The organism is Streptomyces sp. NBC_01439 (assembly GCF_036227605.1).
GTDB lineage: Bacteria > Actinomycetota > Actinomycetes > Streptomycetales > Streptomycetaceae > Streptomyces.
In genome coordinates this window covers 3,783,833-3,801,948 of the sequence record NZ_CP109487.1, presented here as the reverse complement: position 1 = coordinate 3,801,948, position 18,116 = coordinate 3,783,833, and the positions used below count along the sequence as shown (strand labels likewise).

Annotated in this window: 16 protein-coding genes; 10 read left to right on the top strand and 6 right to left on the bottom strand. The window is 68.4% G+C overall.

Annotated elements, in window-relative coordinates; translation table 11 throughout:
• The first annotated feature begins 60 nt into the window (after positions 1 to 60).
• Entirely contained in the window at positions 61 to 660 is a 600-nt protein-coding gene (locus tag OG207_RS16520; RefSeq protein ID WP_329099293.1) for a TIGR03086 family metal-binding protein, read from the top strand.
• A 131-nt stretch (positions 661 to 791) separates the two neighbouring features.
• Positions 792 to 1,190 (top strand): WhiB family transcriptional regulator, encoded by a 399-nt coding sequence (locus OG207_RS16515; RefSeq protein WP_373297353.1) that lies wholly within the window; start codon positions 792 to 794, stop codon positions 1,188 to 1,190.
• A 146-nt stretch (positions 1,191 to 1,336) separates the two neighbouring features.
• Here OG207_RS16515 and glpX read toward each other — a convergent pair whose 3' ends face one another.
• Positions 1,337 to 2,368, bottom strand: coding sequence for a class II fructose-bisphosphatase (gene glpX, locus OG207_RS16510; RefSeq protein ID WP_030011229.1), 1,032 nt, complete (start codon positions 2,366 to 2,368; stop codon positions 1,337 to 1,339).
• A gap of 276 nt (positions 2,369 to 2,644) precedes the next feature.
• Here glpX and OG207_RS16505 point away from each other — a divergent pair, with 276 nt between their 5' ends.
• Complete coding sequence (locus OG207_RS16505) at positions 2,645 to 3,163, top strand: DUF4245 domain-containing protein (RefSeq protein ID WP_329107682.1); 519 nt, start codon at positions 2,645 to 2,647, stop codon at positions 3,161 to 3,163.
• 176 nt (positions 3,164 to 3,339) lie between these two features.
• Here the strand turns inward: OG207_RS16505 and OG207_RS16500 are convergent, their stop codons facing one another.
• The 4 genes from OG207_RS16500 to OG207_RS16485 all read right to left on the bottom strand — a co-directional run bounded on the left by OG207_RS16500 (position 3,340) and on the right by OG207_RS16485 (position 7,045).
• On the bottom strand, positions 3,340 to 3,933 hold the full coding sequence (locus OG207_RS16500) for a malonic semialdehyde reductase (protein WP_329099292.1): 594 nt from the start codon (positions 3,931 to 3,933) through the stop codon (positions 3,340 to 3,342).
• Between the two features lie 144 nt (positions 3,934 to 4,077).
• Positions 4,078 to 4,296 carry an exodeoxyribonuclease VII small subunit gene (locus OG207_RS16495; RefSeq protein ID WP_030385819.1) on the bottom strand — a complete coding sequence of 73 codons (219 nt, stop codon included), beginning with the start codon at positions 4,294 to 4,296 and terminating at the stop codon, positions 4,078 to 4,080.
• A gap of 55 nt (positions 4,297 to 4,351) precedes the next feature.
• On the bottom strand, positions 4,352 to 5,614 hold the full coding sequence (xseA, locus tag OG207_RS16490; protein ID WP_329099291.1) for an exodeoxyribonuclease VII large subunit: 1,263 nt from the start codon (positions 5,612 to 5,614) through the stop codon (positions 4,352 to 4,354).
• A 33-nt stretch (positions 5,615 to 5,647) separates the two neighbouring features.
• Entirely contained in the window at positions 5,648 to 7,045 is a 1,398-nt protein-coding gene (locus OG207_RS16485; protein ID WP_329099290.1) for an APC family permease, read from the bottom strand.
• Positions 7,046 to 7,141: 96 nt separating this feature from the next.
• Here OG207_RS16485 and OG207_RS16480 point away from each other — a divergent pair, with 96 nt between their 5' ends.
• Positions 7,142 to 8,146 (top strand): 4-hydroxy-3-methylbut-2-enyl diphosphate reductase, encoded by a 1,005-nt coding sequence (locus tag OG207_RS16480; RefSeq protein ID WP_030012188.1) that lies wholly within the window; start codon positions 7,142 to 7,144, stop codon positions 8,144 to 8,146.
• Between the two features lie 21 nt (positions 8,147 to 8,167).
• On the top strand, positions 8,168 to 8,959 hold the full coding sequence (gene ppgK / locus OG207_RS16475; RefSeq protein WP_329099289.1) for a polyphosphate--glucose phosphotransferase: 792 nt from the start codon (positions 8,168 to 8,170) through the stop codon (positions 8,957 to 8,959).
• Positions 8,960 to 8,968: 9 nt separating this feature from the next.
• Here ppgK and OG207_RS16470 read toward each other — a convergent pair whose 3' ends face one another.
• Positions 8,969 to 9,490, bottom strand: a complete 522-nt coding sequence (locus OG207_RS16470) for a DUF6542 domain-containing protein (protein ID WP_329099288.1) — start codon at positions 9,488 to 9,490, stop codon at positions 8,969 to 8,971.
• A 135-nt stretch (positions 9,491 to 9,625) separates the two neighbouring features.
• On the opposite strand from OG207_RS16470, the gene ychF reads away from it, so the two are divergent.
• The 5 genes from ychF to OG207_RS16445 all read left to right on the top strand — a co-directional run bounded on the left by ychF (position 9,626) and on the right by OG207_RS16445 (position 18,050).
• Positions 9,626 to 10,714 (top strand): redox-regulated ATPase YchF, encoded by a 1,089-nt coding sequence (gene ychF, locus OG207_RS16465; RefSeq protein ID WP_329099287.1) that lies wholly within the window; start codon positions 9,626 to 9,628, stop codon positions 10,712 to 10,714.
• Positions 10,715 to 10,943: 229 nt separating this feature from the next.
• A complete protein-coding gene (locus OG207_RS16460; RefSeq protein WP_329099286.1) occupies positions 10,944 to 12,437 on the top strand; it encodes a type I restriction-modification system subunit M in 1,494 nt (497 codons plus the stop codon).
• Positions 12,434 to 13,942, top strand: coding sequence for a type I restriction-modification system subunit M (locus OG207_RS16455; protein WP_329099285.1), 1,509 nt, complete (start codon positions 12,434 to 12,436; stop codon positions 13,940 to 13,942). Before OG207_RS16460 ends, OG207_RS16455 begins: the two co-directional genes overlap by 4 nt.
• Positions 13,939 to 15,114 carry a restriction endonuclease subunit S gene (locus OG207_RS16450; RefSeq protein ID WP_329099284.1) on the top strand — a complete coding sequence of 392 codons (1,176 nt, stop codon included), beginning with the start codon at positions 13,939 to 13,941 and terminating at the stop codon, positions 15,112 to 15,114. The genes OG207_RS16455 and OG207_RS16450 overlap by 4 nt, the downstream gene beginning before the upstream one ends.
• Entirely contained in the window at positions 15,111 to 18,050 is a 2,940-nt protein-coding gene (locus tag OG207_RS16445) for a type I restriction endonuclease subunit R (RefSeq protein ID WP_329099283.1), read from the top strand. Before OG207_RS16450 ends, OG207_RS16445 begins: the two co-directional genes overlap by 4 nt.
• The last annotated feature ends 66 nt before the right edge of the window (positions 18,051 to 18,116 follow it).

Genomic DNA, 18,116 nt, shown 5'->3' with positions numbered 1-18,116 from the left:
CTGCGGATCCGACGGAATTCGGCCGACGGCCAGCCCGGTCACAGCACTAGGGTCCGGACCATGACGACGACCGAGTGGGAACTGCTCGACCAGGCGTACGCGACGCTGCGCGAGGCCGCCCTGGGGGTACCCGCCGATGGCTGGCACCGCCCGACCCCCTGCGCGCAATGGAACGTCACCCAGGTCCTCCAGCACGCCGCGGGCGACCAGTTGGCCTACGCCGCCCGGCTGACCGGTGGGCCCAGACCCGCCGAGGACCCCTTCGCCCCCTCCGGAGCCCTGGCCGGGACCCCGGCGGGCCTGCTGGACCCGGCGCTCGCGGCCGCGGCCGAGGCCTTTGCCGGGGTCACCCCCGGCGACGTCGAGGTGCCCGTGCCGCTGCCGCCCTTCTTCGTACCGGCCGAGACGGCCATCGGCGCCGCCGCCCTCGACGCCGCCGTGCACGCCTGGGACATTGCCGTCGCCACGGGCCGCCCGCCGGGCCTGACCGACGCGCTGGCCGCCGCCCTGCGCCCGGCCGCCGAGGTCCTCGTCGACCCCCTGCGCGGCTTCGCCTACGGTCCGGTCCGCTCCCTGGCGCCCGGCGCGGACGACGGCGCCGCGGCGCGCCTGCTGGCCTTCCTCGGGCGGGATCCCGACTGGGTCGCACCCGCGGGGTGACGGCCGCCCGGCGGGGTCTCGTTTCGGACGAACCCCCGGCGGCCCGTGGCGCGTGGTGCATAGGGGCGCCTACAGCGGGTAGGGACAGGTGCGTCGTCTCTCGCTCACGTATACGTCGTCAGGAGTAGACCGTGCCGCATCCGCCGCATCAGTCCTTGCAGGTAGCCGCCGTCCAGAGTCTTCCGGGGCGTGCGGCGGCCGTGCCGAAGCCGCGGGTGCCGGCGAGGGCGGAGGACGGCCCATGGCATGCGGAGGCGGTGTGCCGCCGTGACGAGGCGGGGCTCTTCTTCGCGCCGTCCAAGGAGCCGACCGCGGCCCGGCTCTCCCGCGAGGAGGCCGCCAAGCGCGTCTGCGCCCGCTGCCCGGTGATGGTCGCCTGCCGGGAGCACGCGCTGCTCCAGCCCGAGCCGTACGGGGTGTGGGGCGGGCTCACCGCGGCCGAGCGCCGCGTGGTGCTGGCGCGGATGCGGCGCAGGGCCGCCGAGCTGCGCCAGGCCCCGGGGGCCGGCCCGATCGCCGCGGCGGGCTGAACCGGTCGCGGGCCGCCGGTCGCGGGTCGCCCGTGGTCGACCTCCAGGACGCCGGACACCGGACGCAGGACGCCGGACGTGGGTGTGCGAGAGGGGCGGTCCCGCCGCACGCGGTGACCGCCCCTCTCGCTTCCTCACGCCGGTGGCTAGTGCGCGCGGTCGAAGTCGATCGCGCTGTACGCGCGCAGCTTCGACAGGCGGTGCGTGGAGTCGATCCGTCGGATCGTGCCCGACTTCGAGCGCATGACCAGCGAGGACGTCGTCGCGGTCTCCGAGCGGTAGTGCACGCCGCGCAGCAGTTCGCCGTCGGTGATGCCGGTGGCGACGAAGAAGACGTTCTCGCCGGACACCAGGTCGTTCGTGGTCAGGACGCGGTCGAGGTCGTGACCGGCGTCGAGCGCGCGCTGGCGCTCGGCCTCGTCCTTCGGCCAGAGCTTGCCCTGGATGGTGCCGCCGAGGCACTTTATGGCGCACGCCGAGATGATGCCCTCGGGGGTGCCGCCGATGCCGAGGAGCAGGTCGACGCCGGTGCCCTCGCGCACGGCCATGACCGAGCCCGCGACGTCGCCGTCGGAGATGAACTTGATCCGGGCGCCGGTCTCGCGGATCTCCTTGACGATGCCCTCGTGGCGGGGGCGGTCCAGGATGACCACGGTGACGTCCTCGACGGCCATGTTCTTGGCCTTGGCGACCCGGCGGATGTTCACCGAGACGGGCGCGTTGATGTCGACGAAGTCGGCGGCCTCGGGACCGGTGACCAGCTTCTCCATGTAGAACACCGCGGACGGGTCGAACATGGTGCCGCGGTCGGCGGCCGCCAGGACGGCGATGGCGTTCGGCATGCCCTTGGCGTTCAGGGTGGTGCCGTCGATCGGGTCCACGGCGATGTCGACCTCGGCGCCCGTGCCGTCGCCGACCCGCTCGCCGTTGAAGAGCATGGGGGCCTCGTCCTTTTCCCCCTCGCCGATGACGACGACGCCGTTCATCGAGACGGTGGAGATCAGGGTGCGCATCGCGTTGACCGCGGCACCGTCCGCGCCGATCTTGTCACCGCGTCCGACCCACCGGCCCGCGGCCATGGCTGCGGCCTCGGTGACCCGTACGAGTTCCAGTGCGAGGTTGCGGTCGGGGGCCTCCGGAGAGACTTCGAGCTGGGGCGGCAGGTTGTGCTCGGTCATCGGAGCGCACCTTTCTGTACGGCGACGGCCGGGAAGTGAGGGTGCTGGAACTCTATCGGTACGTCGACATATTGAGCAGGGCGGGTCACGTATGAGCGGCATATCGGTCAGTCGATTGTCCTGAGCGGACGTCTTGCGGTCCCCCAGGACTTCCCGGGCCTTCCGTGACCTTCCGGGATGTTCCGGGACTCTCCAGGGTCCGCCGACGCGCGCCGCACCGCGACCCCGGCGGTGATCGCCGCCCCGCGATGCGGGACGATGGGTCCCGTGGCAGGTATGAAAGGCAAGCAGACGGTCTGGGACATGGTCCGGTCGCTGGGGGTGATCGGCATCGTCGTCGCCGGGATCTACCTCTTCGTCCCGCATGACGAGGAGGCCGACCCGACGCGGACGGTCGACTACCGGGTGGAAACCGTGACGGCCCGGCGCGCGGCCCCGTATCCGGTGGCGGCCCCCGTCGGGCTCCCGGAGCAGTGGCGGGCGACCTCGGTGACGTACGAGCGCAAGAACGCCAGCGCCTGGCACCTGGGCTTCCTCGACCCGGAGCGGCAGTACGCGGCGGTGGAGCAGTCCACGGACACCTCGGCGAAGTACCTCGCCAAGGTCACCCAGCACGCGACGGCCACCGGGCAGACGCAGCAGGTCGGCGACCTGGCCTGGGAGCGCTGGGACGGCGAGAAGTACGACGCCCTCGTGCGGCAGGAGCAGGGCTACGTCACGGTGGTGACCGGCACGGCCTCCTTCGAGCAGCTCGGTGCGCTCGCGGCGGCGCTGGAGTTCAAGCAGGGCAAGTAGGCCGCGCAGGGCGAGCGGACCGCAGGGCGGTCGGGGCCGAGCGCCCCTGCACGGAACCCGTGCGGGGGCGGGGCCTCGCGGAACCTGTGCAGTACGTGCATGCGAGAAGGGCCGTGCGCCCCGGAATCCCGGGGCGCACGGCCCTTCTGCGCGTGCTGCGGCGGCGTCGGCGCCGATCAGACGGTGGTGATGACCTCGTCGAAGCCCAGGCGCGGGGAGCGGTCGAACCAGGCGCCCTCGGCGGCCGGCTTGCCGATGTTGATGACCATGATCGGGGTGTGGTCGGCGTCCAGGAACTCCTTCTGGATGCCGCCGAAGTCGGCGCCGGTCATCGGGCCCGCGGCCAGGCCGGCGGCGCGGATGCCGATGATGAAGTAGGCGGCCTGCAGCGCGGAGTTCAGCAGCGCGGACTGCTCGCGGACCGGGCGCTCGGCGAAGAACGCGTCCTTGGCCTGCGGGAAGTGCGGCAGCAGCTGCGGGAGCTCCTCGTGGAACTCGTTGTCCGCGGAGAGGATCGCGACCAGCGGGGCGGTGGCGGTCTTGGCGTCGTTGCCCTTGGCCATGTGCTGCACGAGGCGCTCGCGGGCCTCGGGGGAGCGGACCAGGGTGATGCGCAGCGGGGTCTGGTTGAAGGCGGTGGGACCGAACTTCACCAGGTCGTATATCGCCTGGACCTGCTCCTCGGTGACCGGCTCGTCGGTGAACGAGTTGGCCGTGCGGGCCTCGCGGAACAGCAGGTCCTGCGCGGCGGAGTCAAGAACGAGAGACATCGGAAAGCCTTCTTCCATACGGAGGTGAAGCGATGTCCCAGACTCTACGGCGAGGTAGATGAATTTTCAACTAAATCGGCGTCCGGGTGACCGGGCTCACTCTCCGGTCAGCCCCCGGTCAGACCCCGGGCCGCTCCTCCCCGGTCACTCCTCCTCGGCCGGCTCGCGTGCCGCCAGCGCCGAGTCCAGCCGGGCCCGGGCCCCCTCCAGCCAGTGCCGGCACACCTTCGCCAGCTCCTCGCCGCGCTCCCAGAGCGCGAGGGAGTCCTCCAACGAGGTCCCGCCGGCCTCCAGCTTGCGGACGACCTCGATGAGCTCGTCGCGGGCCTGCTCGTACCCCAGCGCCGTTCCGGCCTCTGTCATTCCCGTACTCCATCCTCTGTGTGTCGTACGACCGCGTGATTGCGGCCGTGTGTCGCTATTCCGAAGCGACCGTTGCGTCCTCGGGGGCCTCCGGACCTTCCGGGGCGTGCGGCGAGGGGACCTCCACGGAGAACGTGCCCTCCGCCACCCGCGCGCGCAGCACGTCGTGGGGAGCGACTTCCCGCGGCGAGCGCACCACGTGGCCGTCGGCCCGCTGCAGCACGGCGTACCCCCGCTCCAGGGTCGCCGCCGGGGACAGCGCCACCACCCGGGCGAGGGTGTGCGCCAGTTCCGAGTCGGCCCGGTCCAGCAAGTGCCCCAGCGTGCGCCGGGCCCGGGCCAGCAGGGCGTCCAGCTCGTCCTCGCGGATCTCCACCATCCGCTGGGGGTGCACGAAGACCGGCCGGGCCAGGGCGTGCGCGAGCCCCCGCTCCTCCCGGTCGAGCAGCCCGCTGACCGCGCGCAGCCCCCGCGCCTGCAGCTGTCGTACGCGCTCCAGCTCCTCGCCGACGTCCGGCACCACCTTCTTCGCCGCGTCCGTGGGCGTGGAGGCCCGTACGTCCGCGACCAGGTCCAGCAGCGGGGAGTCCGGCTCGTGGCCGATCGCCGAGACCACCGGGGTACGGGCCGCCGCGACCGTCCGGACCACCTCCTCGTCGGAGAAGGGCAGCAGGTCCTCCACGCTGCCGCCACCGCGCGCCACGATGATCACGTCGACCTCGTCCAGGGCGTCGAGCTCCTTGACCGCCTGGACCACCTGGGGCACCGCGTGCACCCCCTGGACGGCGACGTTGCGCACCTCGAAGCGGACCGCCGGCCAGCGGCGCCGGGCGTTCTCCAGGACGTCGCGCTCGGCCGCCGAGGCCCGCCCGACCACCAGCCCGATCAGTTGCGGCAGGAAGGGCAGCGGCTTCTTGCGCTCCGGCGCGAAGAGCCCCTCGGAGGCCAGGGACCGCTTGAGGCGTTCCAGCCGGGCGAGGAGTTCCCCGATGCCGACCGGCCGTATCTCCGTGGCCCGCAGGGACAGCTGCCCGCGCGGGGCGTACCACTCGGGCTTGGCCAGCAGGACGACCCGGGCACCCTCGGAGACCACGTCCGCGACCTCGTCGAAGACCTGGCGGAAGCAGGTCACGCTGACGGAGATGTCGTGCGAGGGGTCGCGCAGCGTCAGGAAGACCACCCCCGCTCCCGGCCGTCGCGAGAGCTGCGTGATCTGCCCCTCCACCCACACCTGGCCGAGCCGATCGATCCAGCCCCCGATGAGCCGGGACACCTGACCTACCGGCAGCGGCGCCTCGGCCGACGTATTCAGAGCCATGTGCGCAGGCTATCCGGCGCCGCCGACAGTGCGTCAGGCTCTGGAGCCGACACCGGTGCCGGTGCCGGTGTCGTGGGGCGCTTCCCGGCGGCCGCGCTGGACGAGCAGCACGACCAGGCCGACCGCCAGCCACACCGCCCCCACCCGTTGCGCCGTCCAGGAGGCCTCGAAGATCACCGCGATGGTCACGGCCGCGCCCAGCACCGGCATCACCAGGTGCCCGAACCAGTTCGGCGGGCCCTCGCGCCGCTTGATCACGAACCAGCCCACCACCGAGGCGTGCAGCAGGGTGAAGGCCACCAGCGCCCCGACGTCCACCACCGACACCAGCTGGTCGAGCCCGTCGTCGCGCCGGGCCGCCCATACGGCCGCGACCAGGGTGATGGCGGCCGCCACCAGCAGCGCGGGTCGCGGGGTGCCGTCCGAGGCCCGGGCGAGCGCCCGGGGCAGCCGCCGCTCGCGGGCCATCGCGAAGACCAGCCGGCCGGCCGCCGCCTGCCCGGCCAGCGCCGCGAAGGCCGCCCCGATCGCCTTGCTGACCGCCACCAGGTCGTGCAGCCAGGAGCCGACCGCGGACTCCACCGCGTCGTAGAAGGCCGGTCCCTGCAGCTCCGGCTCGGCCGCCAGCTCCGCCGCGGACACGGGCACGAGCAGCGCCGCCAAATAGCTCTGGGCGATGAACAGCACGCCGGCCAGCGCCAGGCAGAACAGCACCGCCCGCGCCACCCGCTCCGATCCGCCCGTAACCTCCTCGGCGAAGGAGGCGATCGCGTCGAAGCCGAGGTAGGACAGGACCGCGACCGACACCGCGCCCAGCACCGCCGCCGTGCTGAAGCCGAGCGAGCCGTCGCCGGTCAGCGGGGACAACCAGCCGCGCCGCGCCCCGCCCCCGACCAGCACGGTCACCGCGGCGACCACGAAGACGAGCAGGACCACCAGCTCCATGGCCAGCACGGCGAAACCCACGCGGGCGGCCGCCCGTACGCCCCACAGGTTCAGCAGGGTGGTGATCACCACGGCCAGGGCCGTCCACACCCACCGGGAGACCTCCGGAACCAACGCGTTCATCGCGATCCCGGAGAAGAGGTACGCGACCGCCGGGATCAACAGGTAGTCGAGCATCGCCATCCACCCGGCGATCAGCCCGGCGCCCTCGCCGAGACCCTTCCGGGCGTACGTGAAGACCGACCCGGCCTGTGGGGCGACCCGCACCATCTGCGCGTAGCTGAAGGCCGTGAAGGACATCGCGACGGTCGCGCAGAGGTAGACGAGGGCGACGGCGCCGTGCGACTTCGCATCGAGCGTGCCGAACACCCCGACCGGGGCCATGGGGGCGATGAACAGCAGGCCGTAGACGACCAGATCCCGGAAGCCGAGGCTGCGCCGCAGCGCCGCGGGCGCCGCCGCGCCGGGATCCGTAACGGAAGCCATCCGTCCTCCGGGGTAGGGGCAGGTGTGCGGGGTACGGGCTGTCGGGCCAGTGTGTGCCGTACGGGGGACGCCCGGCCTCCTGGAGACCCCCGTACGATGGAGCACATGACTGCTCCCGCCCCCGCTCCTGCTTCCCGCCGTGTCCTGCTCGCCGCGCCCCGCGGCTACTGCGCGGGCGTGGACCGAGCCGTGATCGCCGTCGAGAAAGCCCTCGAGCAGTACGGTGCGCCGGTGTACGTCCGCCACGAGATCGTGCACAACAAGTACGTCGTCCAGACCCTGGAAAAGAAGGGGGCCATCTTCGTCGAGCGGACGGAGGAGGTGCCCGAGGGCTCCATCGTGATGTTCTCCGCACACGGCGTGGCGCCGGTGGTGCACGAGGAGGCGGCGCGCGGCAAGCTCGCGACGATCGACGCGACCTGTCCGCTGGTCACCAAGGTGCACAAGGAAGCCATCCGGTACGCGAACGAGGACTTCGACATCCTCCTCATCGGCCACGAGGGCCACGAGGAGGTCATCGGCACCTCCGGCGAGGCCCCGGACCACATCACGATCGTCGACGGCCCGCACGACGTGGAGAAGGTCACCGTCCGTGACGAGTCCAAGGTCGTCTGGCTCTCCCAGACCACCCTCTCGGTCGACGAGACGATGGAGACGGTCGACGCGCTGAAGACCAAGTTCCCGCTGCTGGTCTCGCCGCCGAGCGACGACATCTGCTACGCCACCTCGAACCGGCAGGCCGCCGTCAAGGTGATGGGCGCCGACTCCGACCTGGTCATCGTGGTCGGTTCGAAGAACTCCTCGAACTCGATCCGGCTCGTCGAGGTCGCCAAGGACGCCGGCGCCAAGGCCGCGTACCTGGTCGACTTCGCGAGCGAGATCGACGAGGCCTGGCTGGAGGGCGTCACCACGGTCGGCCTCACCTCGGGCGCCTCGGTGCCGGAGGTCCTGGTCGAAGAGGTCCTGGAGTGGCTGACGGTGCGCGGCTACGCGGACGTGGAGATCGTCAAGACCGCCGAGGAGTCGATCGTCTTCTCGCTGCCGAAGGAACTCCGCCGCGATCTGCGCGCCGAGGCCGCCGAACTGGTCGCCGACAAGTAACTCCTTTCGTACGGTATGTCCATGCAGATCTTCGGTGTGGACATCGGCGGAACCGGGATCAAGGGCGCTCCCGTGGACCTGGAGCGCGGCGACCTGGCTCAGGAGCGCCACAAAGTACTGACACCGCATCCGGCCACCCCCGAGGGGGTGGCCGAGTGCGTGGGCGAGGTGGTGCGCCACTTCGACTGGGACGGGCCGCTCGGGGTCACCTTCCCGGGCGTGGTCACGGGCGGCGTCATCCGTTCGGCGGCCAACATGGACAAGTCCTGGATCGGCGTCGACGCGGCGGCGCTGATCGCGCGCGAGCTGGGCGGAGCGCCGGTCACGGTGCTGAACGACGCGGACGCGGCGGGCGTCGCCGAGATGACGTACGGGGCCGGGCGCGGGCGGGGCGGCACCGTTCTCCTGCTCACCCTGGGGACGGGCATCGGGAGCGCCCTGTTCACGGACGGGCGGCTGGTCGCCAACTCGGAGCTCGGTCACCTGGAGCTGAAGGGCCACGACGCGGAGACCCGGGCGTCGGTGAAGGCGAAGGAGGACCACGACCTCACGTGGGAACGCTGGGCGCACCGCGTGCAGAAGTACCTCCAGCACGTGGAGATGCTGTTCTCCCCGGACCTCTTCATCATCGGTGGCGGAGTCAGCCGCAAGCCGGAGAAGTTCCTGCCGCTGATCGAGGGCGTGCGGGCCGAGATCGTCCCGGCGAAGCTGCAGAACAACGCGGGCATCGTGGGAGCGGCGATGGCGGCGAAGGATGCGAAGGCGACGGTGGCGAAGAAGGCGACGAAGGCGACGAAGGCTGTGGGCAGATAGAGGTCGGACCTACGGGGTGAGACGGCGGGGCGTCCGCCGCCTGCCGATCAGTACGGCCTTGCGCACGACGGCGATCAGCGCGGCGACCAGCGTCCCGGCGTACAGCCAGCCGGCGTGCAGGGACAGCGCGGACACCAGCCCCATCAGCTGCCCGCCGATGCCGCCGGAGCCGCCCGAGATGGGCCACACTCCGGCGGCGAAGGCGATGGGCACGCTGATCGGTGCGGTGATCAGGTCGGCGGGCCGGACCCAGAGCGCGGTGGCGGCCGCGACGGGCAGGAAGAGCAGTCCGTAGACGAAGAGCGAGGAACCGAACAGCAGCCAGCAGATCCCGCCCACCAGCACCATGGCGGTGCAAGCGAACAGCCCGCCACCGAGCCCGGTCAGCCGGGGCCGGGGCATCCGCCGCGCGAGCGAGGACCGCCGCGGACCGCCGCCGGCCTGGGCGGGCACCGAGGCGGGCCGGGGCCCCTGGCGCTGGGCCGGAGGTCGCTGCTGGTGAGGGGCCGATCGCGTGCTGTATTGCTCCACCCCACCAAACTAGGCGGGGAGCGGGCCGGATCGGGCCCCGGACACGCGTACATCCACCCCCGCTCATCGGAAAGTAAACTGTCCGGTGGCCCACTCCCGGGCCGCCGCCCCCTCCAGCTACGGGAAGTCGCCAACGTGTCGCTCACGATCGGAATCGTCGGCCTGCCGAATGTCGGCAAGTCGACCCTGTTCAACGCCCTGACCAAGAACGACGTGCTGGCGGCCAACTACCCGTTCGCCACCATCGAGCCGAACGTCGGCGTCGTCGGTGTCCCGGACCCGCGCCTGGCCGTCCTCGCGGGCATCTTCGGCTCGGCGAAGGTCCTCCCGGCGACCGTCGACTTCGTCGACATCGCGGGCATCGTGCGCGGCGCCTCGGAGGGTGAGGGCCTGGGCAACAAGTTCCTGGCGAACATCCGCGAGTCGGACGCCATCTGCCAGGTCATCCGCGCCTTCAAGGACGAGAACGTCGTCCACGTCGACGGCAAGGTCTCGCCGAAGGACGACATCGAGACGATCAACACCGAGCTGATCCTCGCCGACCTCCAGTCGATCGAGAAGGCCGAACCGCGCCTGACGAAGGAGTCCCGCCTCCAGAAGGAGAAGGTCGCGGTCCTCGCGGCCGTCGTCGAGGCCAAGAAGATCCTCGAAGCGGGCGACACCCTCTTCTCCAAGGGCATCACCAAGGGCACGGAGCAGGGCGACCTCCTCCACGAGCTCCACCTGCTCACGACGAAGCCCTTCCTCTACGTCTTCAACGTGGACGAGGACGAGCTGACGGACGACGCCTTCAAGGCCGAGCAGAGCGCGCTCGTCGCCCCGGCCGAGGCGATCTTCCTCAACGCCAAGCTGGAGCAGGACCTCTCCGAGCTCGACGACGAGGAAGCCCTGGAGCTCCTCCAGTCGGTCGGCCAGGACGAGCCCGGCCTCGCCACCCTCGGCCGCGTCGGCTTCGACACCCTGGGCCTGCAGACGTACCTGACGGCCGGCCCGAAGGAAACCCGCGCCTGGACGATCAAGAAGGGCGCCACGGCTCCCGAGGCGGCCGGCGTGATCCACACCGACTTCCAGCGCGGCTTCATCAAGGCCGAGGTCATCTCCTTCGCGGACCTCGTCGACTGCGGCTCGGTCGCCGAGGCCCGCGCCAAGGGCAAGGCCCGCATGGAGGGCAAGGAGTACGTCATGCAGGACGGCGACGTGGTCGAGTTCCGCTTCAACGTCTAATACGTTCGGCGAAAGGCCGTCTGACCTGCGACGGAGCGGGTTGGGCGGCCTTCGCGGTCCGCGCAGAGTCCGCAGCGTACGTTTGACGCGTATTCAGTACAGACCTGGCGGATCCCGCTACGCTCCGACACGTGGTCGCCGGGACGGCGAGCCAGCCAGGCAGAGTATGGAAACGAGCAGTGATCGAGTGGGGTCGAGTGCGGTCGGTGTGGGGGAGCAGGAGCTTCCGATGCCTTTGACGCTGGGGGAGCTGGAGTCGTATCTGGCGAAGGCGGCTGATCTGCTGCGGGGCAGCATCGATCAAGCGGACTTCAAGGCGTACATCTTCCCGTTGATGTTCTTCAAGCGGATCAGCGATGTGTACGACGAGGAGTACGCCCGAGCGCTGGACGAGTCTGGTGGTGACCACACGTATGCGGCGTTCGAGGAGAACCACCGGTTCACCATCCCTGATGGCTGCCACTGGGCAGACGTACGCGAACGCACCGAGAACGTCGGTGAGGCCCTCAAAACCGCCTTCCGCGGTATCGAGCAGGCCAACCAGGGCACGCTGTACGGCATCTTCGGCGGCGCGACCTGGACCAACAAGGACAAGCTGCCAGACAGCAAGCTGATTGACCTGATCGAGCACTTCTCGATCAAGACCCTTTCGATCTCCCAAGCCGCTCCTGACGTGCTGGGGCAGGCGTACGAATACCTGATCAAGCGGTTCGCCGACCAGTCCAACAAGAAGGCTGGCGAGTACTACACCCCGCGCGAGGTGGTCGCCCTACTGGTCAAGATCCTCGACCCCCAAGAGGGGGAGACGGTCTACGACCCGGCCTGTGGCACTGGCGGCATGCTGATCGAGGTCATCCAGCACATCAAGGCCCGCGGCGGTGACCCGAAGACCGTGCTCGGAAGGCTGTACGGCCAGGAGAAGGTGCTTACCACCTCCGCTATCGCCCGGATGAACCTGCTGCTGCACGGTATGGAGGACTTCCACGTCGAGCGCGGCGACACGCTCCGCGACCCGGCCTACTTCGACCACGACCGGTTGGCCAGGTTCGACTGTGTGATCGCCAACCCGCCGTTCTCATTGAAGAACTGGGGCCACGAGCAGTGGGCCTCCGATTCGTGGGGCCGCAATGAGTTGGGCGGGGTGCCTCCGAAGGGGTACGCCGACTGGGCCTGGGCCCAGCACATGCTCACCTCCGCTGCACCTACTGGAGGAAGGGTCGCGGTCGTCCTCCCGCAGGGCGCCCTGTTCCGCCAGGGCGCCGAGGGCCGCGTTCGCGAGCACGTCCTCAAAGCCGGTTTCGTAGAGGCCGTCATCGGCCTGGCACCCAACCTGTTCTACGGCACCGGCCTGGCCGCCTGCCTGCTGATCCTGCGTCGCCAGCGCCCCGCCGAGCAGCAGGACAAGGTGCTCTTCGTCAATGGAGAGTCGCTCTTCAAGCGCGGCCGCAACCAGAACACCCTCGAGCCTGACCACGCAGAGACCCTCCTGAAGGCGTATCAGGAGTACGCCGACCAGCCCGGTCTGGCCGCGGTCGCGACCTTGGACGACATCAAGACCAACGGCTGGAACCTGAACATCCCGTTGTACGTCGAGCCAGCCGAGGCCGGGGAGCAGATCACCCTGGAGCAGGCCTTGGCCGACCTGGAGACCGCGCACGCGAAGGCTCGTGAGACCCGCGCAGCGCTGGAGGCCGAGCTGGCGAACTGGGGGCTGGGCGCATGACCGCGACGAGTCCGAAGCGGATCACCCAGCGGGAACTGGAGTCCTACCTGTGGGGCGCCGCAGTGCTGCTGAGGGGTCTGATCGACGCCGGTGACTACAAGCAGTACATCTTCCCGCTCGTCTTCCTCAAGCGTCTCTCCGACGTCTACGACGAGGAGCACGCCGCCGCCCTGGAGGCATACGGCGAAGAGGAACTCGCCGACCTCCCGGAGAACCACCGCTTCGCCATCCCCGACGGCGCCCACTGGGCGGACCTGCGCAAGGTCACCAGCAATGTCGGCACCGCGCTCAAGGCCGCGATGCGGGCCATCGAGTCCGCCAATCCCGACACCCTCCCTGGCGTCTTTGGCGACGGCGAGTGGACCAATAAGGATCTGCTCCCCGACTCGACTCTCTCGGACCTGATCGAGCACTTCTCGACCAAGACGCTGTCGGTGGCGAACCTGCCCGAGGACGAGCTCGGGCAGGGCTATGAGTACCTGATCAAAAAGTTCGCCGACGACTCCGGCCACACCGCCCAGGAGTTCTACACCAACCGCACCCTGGTGCACCTGATGACGATGATGCTCCAGCCCGAGCCGGGGGAGTCGATCTACGACCCCACCTGCGGCACCGGCGGCATGCTGATCTCCACGGTCGCCGAGCTCAAGCGCCGGGGCAAGGAGTGGCGCAACCTGCGTTTGTACGGCCAGGAGCTCAACTACGGCACCTCGGCGATCGCGAAGATGAACCTCTTCCTTCACGGCATCGCCGACGGCAACACCGCCCACGGCGACACCCTCGCAAAGCCGGCCTTCCTCGACGCCCACGGCCGGCTGCGGACCTTCGACGTCGTCATGGCCAACCCGCCGTACTCCATCAAGACCTGGAACCGGGCCGCTTTCGCCAAAGACCCCTACGGCCGCAGCATGTGGGGCGTACCGCCCCAGAACGCTGCGGACTACGCCTTCATCCAGCACATCGAGGCGAGCCTCGATCCCACGACTGGTCGTGCCGCAATCCTGCTGCCTCACGGGGTTCTGAACCGGATCGGGGAGGCAACGGTTCGTAAGGCCATGCTCGACGCCGACGCTGTTGAGGCGGTGATCGGCCTGGCCCACGGGCTCTTCTACAACTCGGGCATGGAAGCGGTCGTCTTGGTCCTCCGAAAGCAGAAGCCAGCTGGCCGCAAGCACAAGGTGCTCTTCATCGACGCAAAGAAGGAGTTCTACCGAGCAGGCGTCCAGTCCTTCCTCTCCGAGACACATCAGCAGAAGATCCTGCACGCGTATCAGAACTTCGCCAACGTGCCCGGCTTCGCCCAAGTCGCCACCATCGACGAGATCCGCGCCAACAACGGCAACATGGCCATCCCGCAGTACGTCACACCTGCCGCACCAGGCCGTGGGCCGACGCACACTGACTCAATCGCAGCGGCACTCACAGGATGGCGCGAGGCCGCGGCAGTGGCAGACGTAGCAGTCGATGACTTTCTCGGCCTGCTGCGTGCGGAGGTTGCCCGATGAGCCTCAACCTCTGCAAGACCACCTGGAAGCGAGTACGACTCGGCGACGTCATCCGACGCTCCCGTACCCAGGTCACCCCGGGCAGCGTCGATATCGACCGTTACGTCGGCGGCGGGCACATCGACAGCGACAGCCTTGCCATCGAGCGATTCGGCGACGTCAACGACGGCCAGATGGGCTCGACCTTTACCTACCTCTTCCAGCCCGGCCAGATCCTCTTCGTCTCGGCACGTCCCTACCTTCGCAAGTCCGGCATCGTGAATTTTTCGGGCGTCGTCGCCGACAAGACCTACGTCCTCGACGCCGCCCCCGAGAATGGACTGCTGCAGGAATTTCTTCCCTTCCTTCTTGCCTCCGACCATTTCATCGCCTACGCGACCGCCGAGGCGACCGGTTCGATGAACCCGCGCCTGCTCTGGGGCCAGATGCAGCGCTACGAGTTCGCCCTCCCGCCACTGGATGAGCAGAAACGCTTCGCGGACCTTATGTGGTCCGTGGAGGCCCATCAAAATAGTCGGGGTGTACTTGCTGCGTCGCTTGGACTCGCCTACGAGTCGTGGCTCGAGAAAAAGCTTTCGGGACAGACTACCCGCCATCTCGGTGAGATCGTCCGCTTGCAGCACGGGCGACCCGTGCCGAGTAATCTTTATGGAGATGTAGGCGTTGCGCTGCTTCGCCCTGGTGACATGAAGCCGAACGGGCGCACACAGTGGACCGATTCATCCGTGCGAATCCCTGCATCGTTCACAGAGGAAAATGCTGACTGCTCACTGTCCCCTGGTGACCTAGTGATCAATATGACTGCTCAGTCCCTCGAGGATCGTTTTCTCGGGCGTGTGTGTCGGATGCACGATGCGGCATTTCTGAATCAGCGAATCGGTCGCTTGACGCCGGTGCAAGGAATCACGCCGGAGTTTCTGCATATTGCGCTTCGAACTCCTGCCTTCTCGGCTTGGGTCGCGCGCAGGAGCGAGGGGTCGAAGGTGAAGCACATGCATTGGCGCCACATCGAGGATTACCCCCTGCCGTTCCCGTCGGAGGACGTTCAGGCCGAGATCGTTGCGGAAGTAGCGAGTTGGACCCGCGCGATGGATTCGGTCGCGCACGAGGCGCGAACTGTGTCCACTCTCAAGCAGACTGTCACCTCCGAAATCTTTGGAGGTGTCAAATGACCTTCAACGAAGCCAATAGCGTCCGGGACTTCGTCCGGGATCTGGTGGAGTCGGTCGATGTGCGGTTCGTGCCGGGGAGTCAGCTGCCGCGCCGCACCAGTGAGGTGTTGCTGGAGCAGCAGGTGCGGGAGGCGTTAATCCGCCTCAACCCGACCATCGAGGCGGATCCGCGTCTGGCCGCTGAGGTGATCTACCGGCTGCGCGCGATCCTGGTTTCCGCGCGCAACACACCGAATCCGGTGGTGGCGAACGAGGAGTTCGCGGCGTGGCTCACGGGGCAGAAGTCGATGCCCTTCGGGCCCGACGGCGAGCATGTGACTGTCAAGCTGATCGACTTCGACCACCCCGGCGAGCGCAGCGCGAACGACTGGACCGTCTCCACCGAGGTGCCCTACGGGGCCGGGCGACTGGAGAGGCGCTTCGACCTGGTGATCTGGTGCAACGGGTTCCCTCTAGTCGTGGGGGAGGCGAAGTCGCCGGTGCGGCCGGCGTACTCCTGGATCGACGCTGCCGCGCAGGTCAAGGAGGACTACGAGGTCAACGTGCCGGCGTTCTTCGTGCCGAACGTGCTCAACTTCGCCACCGAGGGCAAGGACTTCCGCTACGGCTCGGTCGGGATGCCGGTGGAGCTGTGGGGGCCGTGGCGGGCGGATGAGTCCGGTGACGACCATACGCCGGTGAAGGTAGGCCTCTCGGCGGTCAAGGAGGCGGTCGAGGGCGTTCTGGATCCGGACGCGATCTTGGATTTCCTGTGGTTCTTCACTCTGTTCGCGACCGACAAGAAGCACCGCAAGATCAAGGTGATCGCGAGGTACCAGCAGCTCCAGGCGACCAACCTGATCGTGGAGCGGGTGCTGCACGGGCAGATCAAGCAAGGGCTGATCTGGCACTTCCAGGGGTCGGGGAAGTCGCTGCTGATGGTGTTCACTGCGCAGAAGTTGCGCGCAACGGCGGGGCTAACCTCGCCGACGGTGATCATCGTGGTCGACCGGATCGACCTGGACACCCAGATCACCGCGACGTTCAACGCCTCGGACGTACCGAACCTCGTCTCAACGGAGTCCCGCAAGGAGCTGCAGGAGCTCCTGGCTGCGGGCGCGCGGAAGATCATCATCACCACGATCCACAAGTTCGGCGAGGCCCCGGGCGTGTTGGACGCGCGCGACAACATCATCGTGATGGTCGACGAGGCCCACCGCTCCCAGGAGGGCGACTACGGCCGCAAGATGCGCGAGGCGCTGCCCAACGCGTTCCTGTTCGGGCTGACCGGGACGCCGATCAACAAGCGTGACCGCAACACGTTCATGTGGTTCGGAGGCGAGGCCGACGAGCACGGGTATCTCTCGCGTTACTCCTTCTCCGACTCCATCCGCGACGGCGCCACCCTGCCGCTGCACTTCGAGCCGCGCCTTTCGGAGATCCACCTGGATGAGGAGTCGATCGACGCGGCCTTCGCCGAGCTCGCCGACCGTCACGGGCTCAATGAGGAAGACCGCACCACCCTGTCGAAGAAGGCCGCCTCCCTGGAGGTGCTGATCAAAGCCCCCGACCGGGTCCGCAAGATCGCCGCCGACATCGCCGGGCACTTCACCACGAAGGTCGAGCCGCAGGGCTTCAAGGCGCAGGTCGTGGTCTACGACAAGGCCACCTGCGTGGCGTACAAGGAAGAGCTTGACCGCCTGCTCGGCCCGGACACGTCCACGATCGTGATGTCCACCAGCCGAGGTGACAAGCCAACGTGGAAGCATTGGACACCTGGTCGGGAGGAGCTGGAGCGAATCACCGCCCGCTTCAACGACCCGGCGGACCCGTTGAAGATCATCATTGTGACCGCGAAGCTGCTCACCGGCTTCGATGCCCCGATCCTCTATGCCCAGTACATTGACAAGCCCCTGTACGAGCACACCCTGCTCCAAGCAATCTGCCGCACGAATCGGGTCTACCCGCCCGCGAAGACCCACGGCCTCATAGTGGACTACCTCGGCATTTTCGACGACGTCGCCAAGGCCTTCGAGTTCGACGACAAGTCCGTCCAGCAGGTCATCTCCAACATTGCTGTACTCCGCGAGCAGCTCGGACCCGCGATTGAGGCTGCTCTGGCGTTCTTCCCGGGCGTCGACCGCACCGTCGGCGGTTATGAGGGCTTGATCCAGGCACAGACTGCGATCGACTCTGACGAGTCCCGTGACGCCTTCGGAGCTGCGTACAGCGTCGTCGCCCAGCTGTGGGAGACCCTGTCCCCGGACCCGATCCTGTCCGAGCGCGAGTCGGAATACCGGTGGCTGACCGACGTATACCAGTCCGTGCAACCCACCGACGTCACCGGCCGGCTGGTCTGGCACACGCTGGGTGCCAAGACCCTTGAGCTCATAAACGAGCACGTCACCGTCGAGGTCCCGCGCACCGACCTGGAGACCATCGTCCTCGATGCGCAGGTCATCGAGGACCTGATGAACGGTAACCGCAAAGACATCGACCCTGTCGAGGTCGAGAAGTGGATCACCGTCCGCATTGCCAAGCATGTCGGCAACCCGGCCTTCATCGAGCTTGGCCAGCGGTTGAATGCTCTGCGGGAGAAGTACTCCCACTCTCAGCAGGCCTCGCTGGAGTTTCTCAAGGAGCTCTTCGCACTCGCGCGAGACACGGTCGCAGCGGAGAAGGCTGCCGCTGAGGTGCCCCGCGAGGAGCGCGGAAAGGCTGCCTTGACAGAGCTCTTCGAGTCACTCAAGGGCGAGGAGACCCCGATCATCGCCGAGAAGGTTGTCGACGAGGTCGACTCCGTCGTCCGTACCGTCCGCTTTGTCGGCTGGCAGGACACCAACGAAGGCGATCGCCTTGTCCAGCAGGCACTTCGCAAGGCGCTCTACATCAAGTTCAAGATCCGCGACCAGGATGTCTTCGGGAGGGCGCTGGGATACATCCGGGAGTACTACTAGAGTCGCCGAAGTCCTGGGAGTCTCAGGCTCCACTGCGGGGAATCTGCAGCGGAGCAGGTCGGGCGG